This is a genomic window from Ottowia beijingensis (assembly GCF_042680925.1).
GTDB classification, from domain to species: domain Bacteria; phylum Pseudomonadota; class Gammaproteobacteria; order Burkholderiales; family Burkholderiaceae_C; genus Ottowia; species Ottowia beijingensis.
The window spans coordinates 213,367-229,159 of record NZ_JBHUEP010000007.1; the positions used below are offsets into that span (position 1 = coordinate 213,367).

At 68.1% G+C, this 15,793-nt stretch carries 12 protein-coding genes and 1 pseudogene; 9 read left to right on the top strand and 4 right to left on the bottom strand.

Annotation, left to right across the window (positions count from 1 at the left end):
- The 7 genes from hflX to ACFSCU_RS10450 all read left to right on the top strand — a co-directional run.
- Positions 1-1,019, top strand: a 1,019-nt coding sequence (hflX, locus tag ACFSCU_RS10420; RefSeq protein WP_377560625.1) for a GTPase HflX, incomplete at its 5' end; no start/stop codon positions are given.
- Positions 1,016-2,368, top strand: a complete 1,353-nt coding sequence (gene hflK, locus ACFSCU_RS10425; RefSeq protein ID WP_180551176.1) for an FtsH protease activity modulator HflK — start codon at positions 1,016-1,018, stop codon at positions 2,366-2,368. The genes hflX and hflK, both read left to right, overlap by 4 nt.
- 12 nt (positions 2,369-2,380) lie before the next feature.
- Positions 2,381-3,268: a protease modulator HflC gene (hflC, locus tag ACFSCU_RS10430; RefSeq protein ID WP_180551177.1), complete on the top strand. Its 888-nt coding sequence runs from the start codon at positions 2,381-2,383 to the stop codon at positions 3,266-3,268.
- A 4-nt stretch (positions 3,269-3,272) separates the two neighbouring features.
- Entirely contained in the window at positions 3,273-3,458 is a 186-nt protein-coding gene (locus ACFSCU_RS10435) for a DUF2065 domain-containing protein (protein WP_180551178.1), read from the top strand.
- A gap of 135 nt (positions 3,459-3,593) precedes the next feature.
- Positions 3,594-4,754, top strand: a complete 1,161-nt coding sequence (locus ACFSCU_RS10440) for an ATP phosphoribosyltransferase regulatory subunit (protein WP_377560629.1) — start codon at positions 3,594-3,596, stop codon at positions 4,752-4,754.
- Positions 4,755-4,778: 24 nt separating this feature from the next.
- Complete coding sequence (locus ACFSCU_RS10445) at positions 4,779-6,152, top strand: adenylosuccinate synthase (RefSeq protein ID WP_180551179.1); 1,374 nt, start codon at positions 4,779-4,781, stop codon at positions 6,150-6,152.
- 74 nt (positions 6,153-6,226) lie between these two features.
- Positions 6,227-6,751, top strand: coding sequence for a phosphoribosyltransferase (locus tag ACFSCU_RS10450; protein ID WP_180551180.1), 525 nt, complete (start codon positions 6,227-6,229; stop codon positions 6,749-6,751).
- Between the two features lie 22 nt (positions 6,752-6,773).
- Here the strand turns inward: ACFSCU_RS10450 and ACFSCU_RS10455 are convergent, their stop codons facing one another.
- On the bottom strand, positions 6,774-8,231 hold the full coding sequence (locus ACFSCU_RS10455; protein WP_180551181.1) for a rhomboid family intramembrane serine protease: 1,458 nt from the start codon (positions 8,229-8,231) through the stop codon (positions 6,774-6,776).
- Between the two features lie 144 nt (positions 8,232-8,375).
- Here ACFSCU_RS10455 and ACFSCU_RS10460 point away from each other — a divergent pair, with 144 nt between their 5' ends.
- Positions 8,376-9,812: an SLC13 family permease gene (locus ACFSCU_RS10460; protein WP_377560631.1), complete on the top strand. Its 1,437-nt coding sequence runs from the start codon at positions 8,376-8,378 to the stop codon at positions 9,810-9,812.
- 120 nt (positions 9,813-9,932) lie between these two features.
- Here ACFSCU_RS10460 and ACFSCU_RS10465 read toward each other — a convergent pair whose 3' ends face one another.
- Entirely contained in the window at positions 9,933-10,544 is a 612-nt protein-coding gene (locus tag ACFSCU_RS10465; protein ID WP_180551847.1) for a nuclear transport factor 2 family protein, read from the bottom strand.
- Positions 10,545-10,715: 171 nt separating this feature from the next.
- Positions 10,716-12,734 (bottom strand): annotated as a pseudogene (locus ACFSCU_RS10470) (NADPH-dependent 2,4-dienoyl-CoA reductase); the annotation flags it as partial.
- 104 nt (positions 12,735-12,838) lie between these two features.
- Here ACFSCU_RS10470 and ACFSCU_RS10475 point away from each other — a divergent pair.
- A complete protein-coding gene (locus tag ACFSCU_RS10475; protein ID WP_377560632.1) occupies positions 12,839-13,441 on the top strand; it encodes a PadR family transcriptional regulator in 603 nt (200 codons plus the stop codon).
- A gap of 66 nt (positions 13,442-13,507) precedes the next feature.
- On the opposite strand, the gene ACFSCU_RS10480 is transcribed toward ACFSCU_RS10475, so the two are convergent.
- Positions 13,508-15,790 carry a pilus assembly protein gene (locus ACFSCU_RS10480; RefSeq protein WP_377560633.1) on the bottom strand — a complete coding sequence of 761 codons (2,283 nt, stop codon included), beginning with the start codon at positions 15,788-15,790 and terminating at the stop codon, positions 13,508-13,510.
- Positions 15,791-15,793: the final 3 nt, after the last annotated feature.

Below are 15,793 nucleotides of genomic sequence, written 5' to 3' on the forward strand. Positions count from 1 at the left end.
TTCGGCTGCTGGCCGAGACCGAAGGCGCCGAGGAGGTGCTGTTCGACCAGGCCCTGAGCCCGGTGCAGCAGCGCAACCTGGAGCGCGCCATCGGCCTGCCGGTGAACGACCGCACGCTGCTGATCCTGGAAATCTTCGCCCAGCGCGCGCGCAGCCACGAGGGCAAGCTGCAGGTCGAACTGGCGCGCCTGCAATACCTCAGCACGCGCCTGGTGCGCCGCTGGAGCCACCTCGAACGCCAGCAGGGCGGCATCGGCGGCCGCGGCGGCCCGGGCGAGACGCAGATCGAACTCGACCGCCGCATGATCGGCGACGCCATCAAGCGCACCAAGGACCGCCTGGTCAAGGTCAAGCGCCAACGCCAGACCCAGCGCCGCCAACGCGAGCGCCGCGAAACCTTCAACATCTCGCTGGTCGGCTACACCAACGCCGGCAAGTCGACGCTGTTCAACGCGCTGGTCAAGGCGCGGGCCTATGCGGCCGACCAGCTGTTCGCCACGCTCGACACCACCACGCGCCAGCTGTACCTGGACGATGGGCAGGGTGGCGGGCGCTCGGTCTCGCTGTCCGACACCGTGGGCTTCATCCGCGATCTGCCGCACGGCCTGGTCGAGGCGTTCGAGGCCACGCTGCAGGAGGCGGCCGATGCCGACCTGCTACTGCACGTGGTGGACGCCGCCAACCCGCACCATCTGGAGCAGATCGACGAAGTGCAGCGCGTGCTGCACGAGATCGGCGCCGCCGAGGTGCCGCAACTACTGGTGTTCAACAAGCTCGACGGCCTGGAGCCTGGGCGTCGGCCGCACGTGCTGAAGGACTCCATGGCGCTGGATGGCCGCGAACTGACCCGCGTGTTCGTCAGCGCCCGCACCGGCGAGGGCCTGCCGCTGCTGCGTGCCGAACTGGCCGCGCGCGTGCCCGCAGCCGCACACGAAGACCTGTCATTGAGCCAAGCGGAGGGAGCACCCGCCCCGATTGGGCACAATCACGGGTCGCACCCTCGAGAAGCCAACGAATGAAAGACCGCACGAGCGCCCTGCGGCTGGCCCTGTGGCCACGCCGCATCCGGGGCATGTTCAATCTGAATGACCCGCACTGGGGGCGTGGCGATGATTCGTCGGGCCAGGACAGCCCGCGCCCGGACGACCAGCGCCCGGCCGATCCGCCGCGCCCACCACCCCCGCAGCAGCCGCCCCGCGGCGGCCCCAACCAGGGCCCGCCCGATCTGGACGAGCTGTGGCGCGACTTCAACCGCAAGCTCACCGGCCTGTTCGGCGGTGGCCGCGGGCGCGGCCCCGGCAATGGCGGCCTGGGTGGCGGTGGTTTTCAGCCCGACATGAAGGGCGCCGGCATCGGCGTCGGCATGATCGCGGCGGTGGCCGTGGTGATCTGGCTGGCCAGCGGCATCTTCATCGTGCGCGAAGGCGAGCAGGCCGTGGTTACCACCTTCGGCAAGTACGACTCGACGCGCAACGCCGGCCTGAACTGGCGCATGCCGTTCCCCATCCAGCGGCACGAGACGGTGCGCGTGACGCAGATCCGCTCGGTCGACGTCGGCCGCGACAGCGTCATCAAGAGCACCGGCCTGCGCGAATCGGCCATGCTGACGCAGGATGAGAACATCGTCGAGATCAAGTTCGCTGTGCAGTACCGCCTGAACGACGCGCGCGCCTACCTGTTCGAGAGCAAGAGCCCCGACGATGCCGTGGTGCAGGCCGCCGAAAGCGCCGTGCGCGAGGTGGTCGGCAAGATGAGCATGGACAACGCCATGGCCGACGAGCGCGACCAGATCGCGCCGCGCGTGCGCGACCTGATGCAGACCATCCTGGATCGATATCGTGTAGGCATCGAGGTGGTGGCCGTGAACATGCAGCAGGGCGGAGTGCGCCCGCCCGAGCAGGTGCAGGCCGCGTTCGACGACGTGCTGAAGGCCGGCCAGGAGCGCGAGCGCGTGAAGAACGAAGCCCAGGCCTACGCCAACGACGTGGTGCCGCGCGCCGTCGGCACCGCGGCCCGCCTGACGCAGGAGGCCGAGGGCTACAAGGCGCGCATCGTGGCGCAGGCCGAGGGCGATGCGCAGCGCTTCAGTTCGGTGCTGGGCGAATACCAGAAGGCGCCGCAGGTCACGCGCGAGCGCATGTACCTGGACGCCATGCAGGAAATCTACAGCGGTGTGAACAAGGTCATCATCGACAGCCGCTCCGGCGGCAACCTGATGTACCTGCCGCTCGACAGGCTGCTGCAGTCCACGGGCGCTGCTGGCGCCGCCGCACCCGCGCAGGCCGCACCGGCGCCCGCACCCGCCACGCCGGCGCCAGCCGCCGATGCGCGCTCGCGCGACAATGCGCGCGCCCGCGAATCCCGCTAGGAAAGCCGTCCCATGAACAAAGTCGGATTCATCGGCACCACCGTCATCATCCTGCTGGGCCTGCTGGCCTCGACCATGTTCGTGGTCGACCAGCGCCAGTTCGGCGTCGTCTACCAGCTCGGCCAGATTCAGAAGGTGATCACCGAGCCGGGGCTCAACTTCAAGCTGCCGCCGCCGTTCCAGAACGTCAGCTACATCGACAAGCGTCTGCTCACGCTCGACAGCATGGACACCGAGCCCATGCTGACGGCCGAGAAGCAGCGCGTCGTCATCGACTGGTACGTGCGCTGGCGCATCACCGATCCGCAGGCCTACATCCGCAACGTGGGCCTGGACGAGAACGCCGGCGCCATGCAACTCAACCGCGTGGTGCGCAACGCCTTTCAGGAAGAAATCAACCGCCGCACCGTGCGCGAGCTGATTTCCACCCGGCGCGAAACCCTGATGGCCGACGTCAAGCGCGAGGTGACCGAGGCCGTCAAGGGCGAGAAGCCCTGGGGCATGGACATCGTCGACGTGCGCATCACGCGCGCCGACTACGTGGAGTCGATCACCGAATCGGTGTACCGCCGCATGCAGGCCGAGCGCCAGCGCGTGGCCAACGAGCTGCGCTCCACCGGTGCCGCCGAGGGCGAGCAGATCCGCGCCGACGCCGACCGCCAGCGCGAGGTGACGGTGGCCAATGCCTACCGCGATGCCGAGAAGGTGCGCGGCGAGGGCGATGCCGAGGCCACGCGCGTCTATGGCGAGGCCTTCGGGCGCGATCCGCAGTTCGCCGAGTTCTACCGCAGCCTCGACGCCTACAAGGCCAGCATCGGGCAGAAGGGCGACGTGCTGGTGATCGACCCGCAGTCGTCGGACTTCTTCCGCAACCTGCGCGGCGCGCCCACCCGCCGCTGAGGCCGTGGACGGCAGTACGCTGCTGGCGGCGCTGGGACTGGCGCTGATCATCGAAGGGCTGCTGCCCTTGATCGCGCCCGGCGCCTGGCGCCAGGCTTTCAGCCAGTTGATGCAACTGCAGGACGGGCAGTTGCGCTTCTTCGGCTTGCTGGCGGTGGGCGGCGGGCTGCTGCTGCTCTGGCTGGTGTAGCGGCGCTGCCGCATCGCCCCGCGTGGCGCTGTGCGCGCCTGATCCATCGCCATCACGAGCATCGCACCACCCCGGTGGGGCGTTCGTGCGCCTGTAGAATCACGTTTTTAACAGCCCGCGAAAGCTGCCACAGCCATGTCCGCCTGGCTTCTGCCGGATCACATCGCCGATGTTTTGCCCTCCGAGGCCCGGCACATCGAAGAACTCCGCCGCGAATTGCTCGACACCGCCCGCTCGTATGGCTACGAGCTGGTGATTCCACCGTTGCTTGAGCACCTCGAATCGCTACTCACCGGCACCGGCGAAGCCCTGAATCTGCAGACCTTCAAGCTGGTCGACCAGCTGTCCGGCCGTTCGCTCGGTCTGCGGGCCGACACCACGCCGCAGGTGGCGCGCATCGATGCGCACCTGCTGGGCCGGCAGGCCGTGACGCGCCTGTGCTATTGCGGCCCGGTGGTGCACACGCAGCCCGAGCGCCCGCACGCCACGCGCGAGCCGTTGCAGTTCGGCGCCGAGATCTATGGCCACGCCGGCCGCGAGGCCGACCTCGAAATCCTGACGCTGTCGCTCGACTGCCTGAAGGCCGCGCAGGTGGGCCATCTGTCGGTCGACCTGGCCGATGCGCGCATCGTGCGTGCGCTGCTGGCCGGGGTGATGGTGGACCCCAACATCCTGACGGAAGTCCACGATGCGCTGGCCATCAAGGACGCCAGCGAACTGGCCCGCCTGACGAAGAGCTTTCCCGCCGCATCGCGCCAGGGCCTGCAGGCGCTGGTGGGCCTGTATGGCGGCGTGGAAGTTCTGGATGAGGCAGAAAAAGCGCTGCAGACGGCGCCCAACGTGCGCGAGGCGCTATCGAATTTGAGATGGCTCGCTTCGCGCCTGGAAGGCGTGGCGGTTACGGTGGATCTGGCCGATGCGCGTGGCTATGGGTATTACAGCGGCGCGCGCTTCGCGGTGTACGCGCAAGGCGCGGGTGACGCGGTGCTGCGCGGTGGCCGTTACGACGGCGTGGGGGCGGTGTTCGGCCACAAGCTCGACCGCGAGCGCCCGGCCGTGGGCTTCAGCCTCGACCTCAAGCAACTGGTGCGCGTGGCCGGGCGCCGGCCGCTGCGCGCCGCGATCCGTGCGCCCTGGGGCGACGCGCCCGGCCTGCATGCCGCGGTGGCGGCGCTGCGCGGGCGCGGCGAGACCGTGGTGTGCGTGCTGCCGGGGCACGAGAACGAGATCGACGAATTCGACTGCGACCGCGAACTGATCGAGGTGGGCGGGCAGTGGGTCGTCCAATCCAACTGAGTTTTTTGAGCATTGAAGGCGGACATGAAAGCAACCAACGGACGCAACGTCGTCGTGGTCGGCACCCAGTGGGGTGACGAGGGCAAGGGCAAGCTGGTTGACTGGCTGACCGAGAGCGCGCAGGGCGTGGTGCGCTTCCAGGGCGGCCACAACGCGGGCCACACGCTGGTCATCAACGGCGTCAAGACCGCGCTGCACCTGATCCCCAGCGGCATCATGCGCCCGGGCGTGACCTGCTACATCGGCAACGGCGTGGTGGTGTCGGTGACCAAGCTGCTGGAAGAGATCGAGGGGCTGGAGAAGGCCGGCGTGCAGGTGCGCGAGCGCCTGCGCATCAGCGAGGGCTGCCCGCTGATCCTGCCGCTGCACGCCGCCATGGACGTGGCGCGCGAAGCCGCGCGCGAAAGCGGCGGCAGCGAGAAGATCGGCACCACCGGCCGCGGCATCGGCCCGGCCTATGAGGACAAGATCGCCCGCCGCGCCTTGCGCGCGCAGGACCTGAAGCACCCCGAGCGCTTCGCCGCCAAGCTGCGTGACCTGTTGGCGCTGTACAACCACGAGCTGACGGGCTTCCTGAACTCCGGCGCCATCACGTTCAGCGACGCGCTGCAGCCCTACCTGAAAGACGGTGCGCTGCAGTTCGACCCCATCTACGACGAGGCGATGCGTCAGGCTGAAGCCATCAAGCCGATGCTGGCCGACGTCTCGCGCGAGCTGAACGAGGCGCACCAGCACGGCGCCAACCTGCTGTTCGAGGGCGCGCAGGGCACGCTGCTCGACGTCGACCACGGCACTTACCCCTTCGTCACCAGCAGCAACACCGTGGCCGGCAACGCCGCGGCCGGCGCGGGCGTGGGGCCGGGGCTGCTGCACTACGTGCTGGGCATCACCAAGGCCTACTGCACGCGCGTCGGCGGCGGCCCGTTCCCGACCGAGCTGGACTGGGAAACGCCGGGCACGCCCGGTTACCACATGAGCACCGTGGGCGCCGAAAAAGGCGTGACCACCGGGCGCAGCCGCCGCTGCGGCTGGTTCGACGCCGCGCTGCTCAAGCGCAGCGCGCAGGTCAACGGCCTGAGCGGGCTGTGCATCACCAAGCTCGACGTGCTCGACGGCCTGAACGAGCTGCAGCTGTGCACCGGCTACGAACTGGATGGCGAGACCATCGACATCCTGCCGCTGGGCGCCGACGACATTGCCCGCTGCAAGCCCATCTACGAGACAATGCCCGGCTGGAGCGACAGCACGGTGGGCGTGACGCGCTACGAGCAACTGCCGATCAACGCGCGCCTGTACCTGCAGCGCATCGAGCACGTCACCGGCGTGCCGATCCACGTCATCTCGACCAGCCCGGACCGCGACCACACGATCATGGTCAAGCACCCGTTCCTGGCTTAGAGATTTCTAGTGAAAATCGGGCTCTAGCGCCCGTCCCGCCTGCGCAATAAGCTATTGGATCAGGAGCAAACCCGATGTTGACCGAAGATGGCAAGCACCTCTACGTGAGCTACGACGAGTACCACAACCTGATCGAGAAGCTGGCGATCAAGGTGCACCAGTCCGGCTGGCAGTTCGACACCATCCTGTGCCTGGCGCGCGGCGGCATGCGGCCGGGCGACATCCTCAGCCGCATCTTCAGCGTGCCGCTGGCCATCATGTCCACCAGCAGCTACCGGGCCGAGGCCGGCACGCAGCAGGGCCATCTGGACATCGCGCACTACATCACCACGCCCAAGGGGCAGATTGCCGGCAAGGTGCTGCTGGTCGATGACCTGGCCGACACCGGGGTCACGCTGCAGGCCGTGGTGGACCGCCTGCGCAACAACTACGAGCCCATCACCGAACTGCGCACGGCGGTGATCTGGACCAAGGGCTGCTCCGGCTTCAGCGCCGACTACTCGGTGGAAGACCTGCCGACCAACCCCTGGATTCACCAGCCCTTCGAGGCCTACGACAGCCTCACGCCCGAGAAGCTGCTGGCCAAGTGGAAGATCTGAATCAGGGCGCTTGCCCTGAACATCACTGCCGGGCCGCGGCCGGCGTGCCCATGCCCTTCAGCACCGCGCTCCAGTGTGCGGCGCGCTCGTGCTGGCCAGCGTGCAGCAGTCCGTTCACCAGCAGTTCCAGCGTGTCGCGCAGGCCGGCCTGATCGGGTGCCATGGCGCGCAGCGCGGTGCACAGCCGCTCGGCATCCTCCAGCCTGCCCAGGCGCACGAAACGCTTCACCAGGTTCTGCAGATCGGCCGGCCGCAGTTGCATGCGCGGCCGCGCCTTGTCCAGGTAGGTCTGGTAGGTGGCGTGCTGCAGTGCCAGCGTGTCGCGGTCCTGCGCGCGCAGGCGCAGGATCAGCTTGGCGCTGCGGTGAAAGTCCTCGCTGGCCGGCTGCGCCTTGGCCAGGTTGAACCAGGCGCGCAGCACATCGGCATCCTGCGGCCGCAGCTGCGCCGCAGCGCGCCAGGCGGGCAGGGCGCGGTCGAACTTCATCTCGGCCGTCAGGCGCTCGGCCTCGGCCACCCGGGCGTCGAAACCGTCGTCGGGCGCGCCGCCGGCCCGTTCAAGCGGCTGCTGCCGCACCCGGCCGGCGCGCAGGGCCAGCGCCATCAGCAGGGCGCCCGTCAGCAGGCCGCCCAGGTGTGCCATGTAGGCCACGCCGCGTCCGCCGGCAAAGTGCTGCAGCAGCTCGTTGGCGATCCAGGCCGGCAGCAGGATCAGCGCCGGCGCGGTGACGTAGTTGAAATAGAAGAACAGCTGGTAGAAGAAGCGGATGCGCCGCATGCGGTACATCACCGCGTACATGCCCATCAGCGCCGACACCGCGCCCGATGCGCCCAGCCCCAGGCCGCCCATGCCCGCATAGGCCCAGGCCGCCAGGGCCGAGCCACCCACCGCGCCCGCCAGGTAGGCCAGCAGGTACAGCCCGCTGCCCAGCGCCAGCTCCACTGAAAACCCGAACAGGAACAGGAACAGCATGTTGCCCAGCAGGTGCCCGGTGCTGCCGTGCAGGAAGGCCGAGGTGACCCAGGTGACCGGGCGCCATTCGGCATCGACGTTGTGGTCCTGCGACCAGCGCGCGGTGAAGGGTGCGGGCCGCAGCTGCTCGTAGGCGCTGCGTTCGGCCTGCCAGGTGGCGTGGTCGGGATGCGTGGCGGTGATCACGCGGCCATCCGTCAGCCGGCGCATGAAGCTGCTGTCGCTTTGCATCAGCTGCAGCACATCCTCGTATTGCTGGCGCTGGTAGAGCATGCGCGCCGCCGCCAGGTGGCGCGAGTCGATCTTCTCCAGGTGCTGGATGAAGGCCGGCAGCTCGATGCGCGGCAGTGCCGTCGTCAGGTAATGCCGCGCCGCGCGCTCGTCGGCGGCGGCCTCGTGCCGCTGCGGGCCCCACCACACCCACAGGTTGATGAGGATCAGCAGCATCGTCATCCACGGCGGGTGGCGCCAGCTGGGCTTGGATTCGAGCGGAATGGCGTAGAACATGGCGTGGCCGGATCAGGAGCGCGCGGTGGATGGCGTGGCGGGGCTGCGCAAACCCCCCCGGTATCATGGCCTGCACCCGCGTGGCGCCGCGGATTGTCGCCGACCCGCGCTCGCCGCAGCCTTCACAAGAACAGGAAAGCACGCATGAATTCACCCCTTGCACCCGACGCGCGCCCTGCCAGCGACCTGCCGCTGGAAGAGCTGTACGAGAATCGCCCCGCCGGTGTCGAACCTGGGCGCGTGCGGCGCGGCCTGATCGTTTTCGTCGTCGCGCTGGCCGCCAGCTGGCTGGCCTACCAGCTCATGCCGTTCGAGCCCGCACCCAGGAAAGGCCTGGCGCTGCTGCTGTTCATCGCCATCATGTGGCTGACCGAGGCCGTGCACACCACGCTGACGGCGCTGATGGTGCCGGTGGGCGCGCTGCTGCTGGGCTTTCCGGATTTCAACACCGCCCGGGCCTTCGCCGCCTTCGCCGACCCGGTGATCTTTCTTTTCTTCGGCGGCTTCGCGCTGGCCACGGCGCTGCACGTGCAGCGGCTGGACCGCAAGATCGCCTTCTGGCTGATGTCGCTGTCGGGCTCGCACCTGGGCGTGGCGGCGATGCTGCTGTTCGGCGTCACCGCGCTGCTGTCGATGTGGATCAGCAACACCGCCACCGCTGCCATGATGCTGCCGCTGGCCATGGGCATCATGAGCCACCTCGACCGCAAGACCGAGCGCAACACCTTTGTCTTCATCCTGCTGGGCATCGCCTATTCGGCCAGCATCGGCGGGCTGGGCACGCTGGTGGGCTCGCCGCCCAACGCCATCGCCGCGCGCGCCATCGACATGGACTTCGCCGGCTGGATGAAGATCGGCTTGCCGCTCATGCTGGCGCTGATGCCGATCATGGTGGTCACGCTGTGGCTGGTGTTCCGCCCGCGCCTGAACCGCAAGATCAGCGTGCCGATGGAAGAGATCCCCTGGACCACGCGCCGCGTGCTGACCATGGTGGTGTTCGCATGCACCGCGCTGGCGTGGATTTTCGGCAGCCAGGTCAGTGCCGCGCTGGGCGTGACCGCGCCCGACACCTTCATCGCCGTCACCGCGGCGGTGGCCATCATCACGCTGGGCCTAGCCAGCTGGCAGCAGGTGTCGAACAACACCGACTGGGGCGTGCTGTTCCTGTTCGGCGGCGGGCTCACGCTGTCGGGGCTGCTGCGCAGCTCGGGCGCGTCGGCCGTGCTGGGCGATCAGGTGGCGGCCTTCCTCACCGGCGCCGGGCCGTTCGTCATCATCCTGGGCGTCACCACCTTCATCATCATCCTGACCGAGTTCACCAGCAACACCGCCTCGGCCGCGCTGCTGGTGCCGGTGTTCGCCGCCATTGCCGAGCGCATGGGCATGCCGCCCGCCGTGCTCGTGCTGATGATCGGCATCGGCGCCTCGTGCGCCTTCATGCTGCCCGTGGCCACACCGCCCAACGCCATCGTCTACGGCACCGGCCAGATCCGGCAAAGCGACATGGTGCGCGCCGGCGCGGTGCTGAACGTGTTCTGCGTCATCGTGCTGACGCTGTGGGGGTACTTCTTCCTGCGTTGAGGGAATTTCAAGCGAAATTGGCCTCCGGCGCTTATGGGATAAGCGCTGGCAGCTATCAAAAAAGAAGTAACCGGCTGGTGCTTCAAGGCGCGGCAGGGCGGCGGCGCCGCCGCGCCGCCCTCAGCCCTTGAACTTGAAGCCCGGCAGCTGCTGCCCCAGCCGCGCGCCCATCTCTGCGCCCAGCGCCTGCAGGCCGTTCAGCGGGCGGATCATCACCTCGAACTCGGTGATCAGGCCCTGCTCGTCGAAGCGGATGATGTCGATGCCCTTCAGGCGCTTGTCGCCCACGCGGGCGCTGAACTCCAGCACCACGTTCAGGCCATCGTCGCTGGCGAACTGGCGGTGGTAGCGGAAGTCCTTCAGGATCGTCACCACCGTCTGCAGCGCCAGCAGCAGCGCGGGCGCCGGGCCGTAAGGGTTGAAGGCCATGGGCGAACGGAACACCGCATCGGGGTGGACGATGCGGGCCAGCTCGCTCAGGTCGGCCTTGGCCACCATGGCGTGCCAGGCGGCCAGCGAGCGCGCGGCGGCCGGGTGCAGGTGCGTGGGTGCCAGGTCCATGGGCGCTTCCTCTGCGGGCGCAGCGGGCGCAGGTGCGGAGACGGGGGCAGGTGTCGTCGCGGGCGCATCGCCCAGCGCCTGCAGTGCCTTGTCGATGGCCTGCAGCGCCTCGTCGGTGATCAGGCCGCCGGAAAACTTGGCCACCGTGGTCAGCGGCATGCCCGCCGCCATGGCGATCTGTGGGTGGGCCGAGAAGCCTGGCAGGTACCGCTCGAGAATCGCCTGGGCGGGCGGGTGGCCGAGCAGCTCGCGCACGGTGCTGGCGCTGGAGTAGCGGGGTGCGGCGGAAACCGATGCCACGGCGGTATTTGCTTCTGATTCAGTAGCGGGTGGCGCCGATTCGATACACGCTGCCAGCTCGGTGCCCTGCTTGATCGCGCGCTTGGCATCCAGCTCGGCCGCCACCTCGGCGCCGCCGATCAGGTGCACGCGGCAGCCGGCGGCCTGCAGCGCGGCCAGCAGCTCGCGCTGCGGCTCCTGGCCGGCGCAGATGACCACGTTATCCACGGCCAGCAACTCGGGCTTGCCATCCACCGTCACATGCAGGCCCGCGTCGTCGATGCGCTGGTACTGCACGCCGGGCGACATGGCCACGCCGCGCGCCTTCAGGCTGGCGCGGTGGATCCAGCCCGTGGTCTTGCCCAGGCCGTCGCCCACCTTGCTGGTCTTGCGCTGCAGCAGGTGCACGCGGCGCGCGGGCGGCTCCACCACAGGCGCGGCCAGGCCGCCGGCCTGCGCGTAACCGGTGTCGATGCCCCATTCGGCGTTGAACCTGGGTGGGTCGATGCTGGGGCTGGTGCCGTGGTGCACCAGGTACTCGCTCACGTCGAAGCCGATGCCACCCGCACCCACCACGGCCACGTGCTCGCCCACCGGCTTCTCGGCCTGCAGCACGTCCAGGTAGCTCAGCACCTTGGGGTGGTCGATGCCGTCGATGGCCGGCTGGCGCGGCGTGATGCCGGTGGCCAGCACGATGTCGTCGTAGCCGCCGGCGATCAACTGCGCCGCATCGGCGCGCGTGTTCAGGCGCAGGTCCACGCCCTGCAGCTCGATCTGGCGCCGGTAGTAGCGCAGGGTTTCGTGAAACTCCTCCTTGCCCGGCACCTTTTTGGCGATGTTGAACTGCCCGCCGATTTCGCTGGCGGCATCGAACAGCGTGACCCGGTGCCCACGCCCGGCTGCCGTGGTGGCAAAGGCCAGCCCCGCCGGCCCGGCGCCGACCACGGCGATGCGGCGCGGCTGCGCGGCGGGTTCGATGGTCAGCACCGTCTCGTGGCAGGCGCGCGGGTTGACCAGGCACGAGGTGATGCGGCCAGAAAAGGTGTGGTCCAGGCAGGCCTGGTTGCAGGCGATGCAGGTGTTGATCTCGTCGGCGCGGCCCTCGCGCGCCTTGCGCACGAACTGCGCATCGGCCAGAAAGGGCCGCGCCATCGACACCATGTCGCACACGCCATCGGCCAGCAGCTGTTCGGCCAGTTCGGGCGTGTTGATGCGGTTGGTGGCCACCAGCGGCACCTTCACGTGGCCCATCAGCCGCTGCGTGACCCAGGTGTAGGCGCCGCGCGGCACCTTGGTGGCGATGGTGGGCACGCGCGCCTCGTGCCAGCCGATGCCGGTGTTGATGATGGTGGCGCCCGCCGCCTCGACGGCCTGCGCGAGCTGGATCACTTCGTCCAGCGTCGAGCCGCCCTCCACCAGATCCAGCATCGACAGCCGGTAGATGATGATGAAGTTGCGCCCCACGCGCTCGCGCACGCTGCGCACGATCTCGACCGGAAAGCGGATGCGATTGGCGTAGTCGCCGCCCCATTCGTCGGTGCGGTGGTTGGTGCGCGCGGCGATGAACTCGTTGATCAGGTAGCCCTCGCTGCCCATGATCTCCACACCGTCGTAGCCCGCGTGCTGCGCCAGCGCGGCGCAGCGCACGAAGTCGGCAATCGTCTGCTCCACCTCATCGCCCGTCAGCGCGTGCGGCGTGCCGGGGTTGATGGGGCTCCTGACCGCGCTGGGCGCCACCAGATCGGCGTGGTAGGCGTAGCGGCCGAAGTGCAGGATCTGCATGGCGATCTTGCCGCCGGCGGCGTGTACGGCATCGGTGACGATGCGGTGTTGCGCGGCCTCGGCCTCGGTGGTCAGCATGGCGCCGCCGGGCGCGGGGCGGCCGCGCTCGTTGGGGGCAATGCCGCCGGTCACGATCAGGCCCACCTCGCCGCGCGCGCGTTCGGCATAGAACGCGGCCATGCGCTCGAAGCCCTGCAGCGCCTCTTCCAGTCCCACGTGCATCGAGCCCATGAGCACGCGGTTGCGCAAGGTGGTGAAGCCCAGGTCGAGCGGGGCAAGCAGGTGAGGGTAGGCGGACATGAAGCTCCTTTATGCAACCGGTTGCATGAATGTAGCCGAGGCGAGGCCGACAATGCAACTGGTTGCATAGAATGGACGGCCCTGGCCAACCGGATGCGCCACCGATGTCCCTGCCTCATGCCCTGCTCACCGCGCTGATCGACCGCCCGGATTCGGGCTCCGAACTGGCGTCGCGCTTCGACCGTTCGCTGGGCCATTTCTGGGCCGCCACGCACCAGCAGATCTACCGCGAGCTGGCGCGCATGGAAGAGGCCGGCTGGGTGGCGCCGCTGCCCGAACAGGGGGGGCGCGGGCGCAAGCGTGCCTACCGCGTTACGCGCCGGGGCCGGGCCGAGCTGGTGCGCTGGATCGGCGAGCCGCTGGCGCCACGGCCCCTGCGCGAGGAACTGATGGTGCGCCTGCGCGCCGAAGGCGCCGTCGGCCCGACCGGCGGCGCGCTGGCCGAGCACATCCGCGCCTGGCTGGCGCAGCACGAAGCCACGCAGGCGCTGTATGACCAGATCGAGGCGCGCGACTTTCAGCACGCGCAGCCCACGCGCGAACAGCGCCTGCAGCACTTGGTGCTGCGTGCCGGCCAGCGTTACGAGGCCATTTGGATCGAGCTGGCGCGCGAGATGCTGGAGGTTCTGGAGACGGACAGGCCGTGCGATTCAGATGAAAAGCCGATCAAGCGCAGAACTTCAAAGCGCAAGCCGCTACAAGAATGAAAGTTCGTTCGAGGCGACCGGACCGAATTGCTCTCGATAGACAGAAAAGCCGCTGATTGGCAGCAATCAGCGGCTTTGTCTTTCGCGAGCGTCAACACATGACGCAGCGCGATCAGCGATCCTGCACCCGGTACCAGTAGGTCGGCGCTTGTTGTTCTTCGCCGGCACGTTCAACTCGGTTCCGCCGATCACCGACTTGTCGTCTGGACGGCCGCTGTCGCCACCGGCGCCGATGATGAAGCGCTGGTTCCGATCATTGATGGTGACCGTGCCTACCACCGGCGACGGGGGCAGGCCACCGCCGACGAAGTCGAACGACTTGACGTCACCTGTGAAGTAGTTGATGTGGTAGCTGCGTGCTGTGCCCAGGCCAGCCTCGCAGGTGTACGTATCCGGTGCCTTGGGCTGGTTGGTGCCGAAATACACGGTGCTGCCGAAGGCCGTCGGCGCGTTGACGCCTTTCTCGCCGTCGCTGGGTAGCGTGTAGAAGAAGCCCTTCAGCGTGCCGCTGTAGGTTGGGCTCGACTTGGCGGTCGTTGCATCGATGGTGATGCGCACCAGATCGGCCACATCGTCGTCACGCGCCGTGTCGGTGTTGTCCACGGCCGGGACGCCTTGGCTGCCGTCTTTGCCCGGAAACTGGTCCTTGATCATGTAGAAGCGGTTCTGCACACCGAAGGTGGCGTCGTCGTGCACGGTGGGGTGTTCACGGTCACCGCTGATCATGACCACGGCGTCGTAGTCCTTGCCTGGTGCTACATCGGGCGGGTAGAAGAACTTGCGTCGGGGCGTCGTGCTGCCGCCCAGGGCTGCCAGTTTGCTGACCTGCCAGGTAGAGACTGCGCCGGTGCCGTCCGGCTCCAGGTCGACACGCCAAACGTTACCGCCCGTGTCTGCAGCATAGAGACGGTCGACATAACCCTCGAGGTCGAAGTCGCGGTTCAGGATGGCGATTTCAGCCGGAATTGCGTGCTTCATGTTCTCCAGGTGGCAGGGGTTGCCCTTGCAGGTGTCGCCGTTGCCGCCGGGGCCGGCCTCCCACACCTTGGCGCCTGTCACGGCGTCCAGAACGAAGATGCCGCGTCCCATGGTGTCGGCCGCCGTCGTGGCCTCGTCGTCCTGGTTGGGGTCGTAGCCGGCGCCGAAGATCAGCACGGGGTTGCTGTGTCCCTTCACCTTGCCCACCGCCGGTGCAGACCACGTTTGCCCCAGCTCAGAAAAGCCAGTATCGGTGTTGCTTCGCTTCCACAGGAACTTGGGCGCTTTCGGGTCCGTCACGTCCAGTGCGTACATCAGGCGTCCGCCGCGGCGTGCGGTGAGGTACATGTACACCTTACCCGAGGCGGCATCGCGGTACACCGTGGGCGAACCATCGAAGAAGTAGGGCTTGCCGCTGCCGGTGGGGGAGCCCAGTGTCAGCGGGGGTTTGTTGCTGTAGATTTTCTTGAGCTGAGGGAAGTGCTCTGGCGCCACGAAGGCCCACAGTGGCTCGCCCGGCTTGACGCCCAGGCTGCTGCCCGCGGCGGCGGTCTGGTTGCCGTTGATGGCACGGAACATGCCATCGTTGGCGCCGTAGAACACCACCGTGCCCAGCGTCCCGCCGTAGTCCACCACGGCGGGCCGAGAATGAAGCACATCGCCATGAATGGTGCCGCGCACCTGAACCGGCAAGGTGGCGGTGTTGTTGGGTGGCGGCACGTTGGCCGGTGGGATGTTGCTTTCAGGGCCGGCAGCCGTGTCGCCGTTGACGGCTGCGGTGTCCAGTCCCCGCACCCAGTTCACCAGGTTGGTGGCTTCAGTGTTGGTGGTCACGCCCAACTGCGCCGGCGTGAGGTTGGTGGTGTCGAACGACATGGTGCTGAGAGAGGCACCCGCTGTGCACTTGGCGTCGAGGCAGGTGTAGACGTTGCGTGTCTTCATGCTCGACAGGTGCTTCATGCGCTCGCGCTGGCCCACGCCGCCCTTCTCGACGAACTGGCCGTCCGGCGCGTCGAAACCGTCGGCAGCGCCGATGCGCTGGCGGTACTCCGTGGACCAGAACCCGCCCTTGGAGTCGGGCAACTGGCTGGGATCCTTGGACGACCAGAAGCTGACGGCTGTGGGAGAGATGAAGCCCGTCACCGGGTTGATGGCACTGTCGCCGTTGGCGTCGGCCAGGAACAGTTCGACCTTGTTCTCGTTGGTCGTCCGTTGTCCGAATTGGAACTGCTTCAGGTTGCCCACCCAACGCGGGTTGGCGCTGCCGTCGGGGCGGAACATGCCCATGAAGATCTGGTTCTTGTAGGTGCCCTGGCTGTTGGCCGACACCGGCAGTACCGGTGCTGCGAACACCCCGTTGGTGGCCTGCATCTG

What these genes read in the sequence shown, in the direction of transcription:
- hflK (WP_180551176.1), top strand. Translation starts at nt 1,016, where the DNA reads ATGAAAGACCGCACGAGCGCCCTGCGGCTGGCCCTGTGGCCACGCCGC.
- hflC (WP_180551177.1), top strand. Translation starts at nt 2,381, where the DNA reads ATGAACAAAGTCGGATTCATCGGCACCACCGTCATCATCCTGCTGGGC.
- ACFSCU_RS10440 (WP_377560629.1), top strand. Translation starts at nt 3,594, where the DNA reads ATGTCCGCCTGGCTTCTGCCGGATCACATCGCCGATGTTTTGCCCTCC.
- ACFSCU_RS10445 (WP_180551179.1), top strand. Translation starts at nt 4,779, where the DNA reads ATGAAAGCAACCAACGGACGCAACGTCGTCGTGGTCGGCACCCAGTGG.
- ACFSCU_RS10450 (WP_180551180.1), top strand. Translation starts at nt 6,227, where the DNA reads ATGTTGACCGAAGATGGCAAGCACCTCTACGTGAGCTACGACGAGTAC.
- ACFSCU_RS10455 (WP_180551181.1), bottom strand. Translation starts at nt 8,231, where the DNA reads ATGTTCTACGCCATTCCGCTCGAATCCAAGCCCAGCTGGCGCCACCCG.
- ACFSCU_RS10460 (WP_377560631.1), top strand. Translation starts at nt 8,376, where the DNA reads ATGAATTCACCCCTTGCACCCGACGCGCGCCCTGCCAGCGACCTGCCG.
- ACFSCU_RS10465 (WP_180551847.1), bottom strand. Translation starts at nt 10,544, where the DNA reads ATGGCGGCGGGCATGCCGCTGACCACGGTGGCCAAGTTTTCCGGCGGC.
- ACFSCU_RS10475 (WP_377560632.1), top strand. Translation starts at nt 12,839, where the DNA reads ATGTCCCTGCCTCATGCCCTGCTCACCGCGCTGATCGACCGCCCGGAT.
- ACFSCU_RS10480 (WP_377560633.1), bottom strand. Translation starts at nt 15,790, where the DNA reads ATGCAGGCCACCAACGGGGTGTTCGCAGCACCGGTACTGCCGGTGTCG.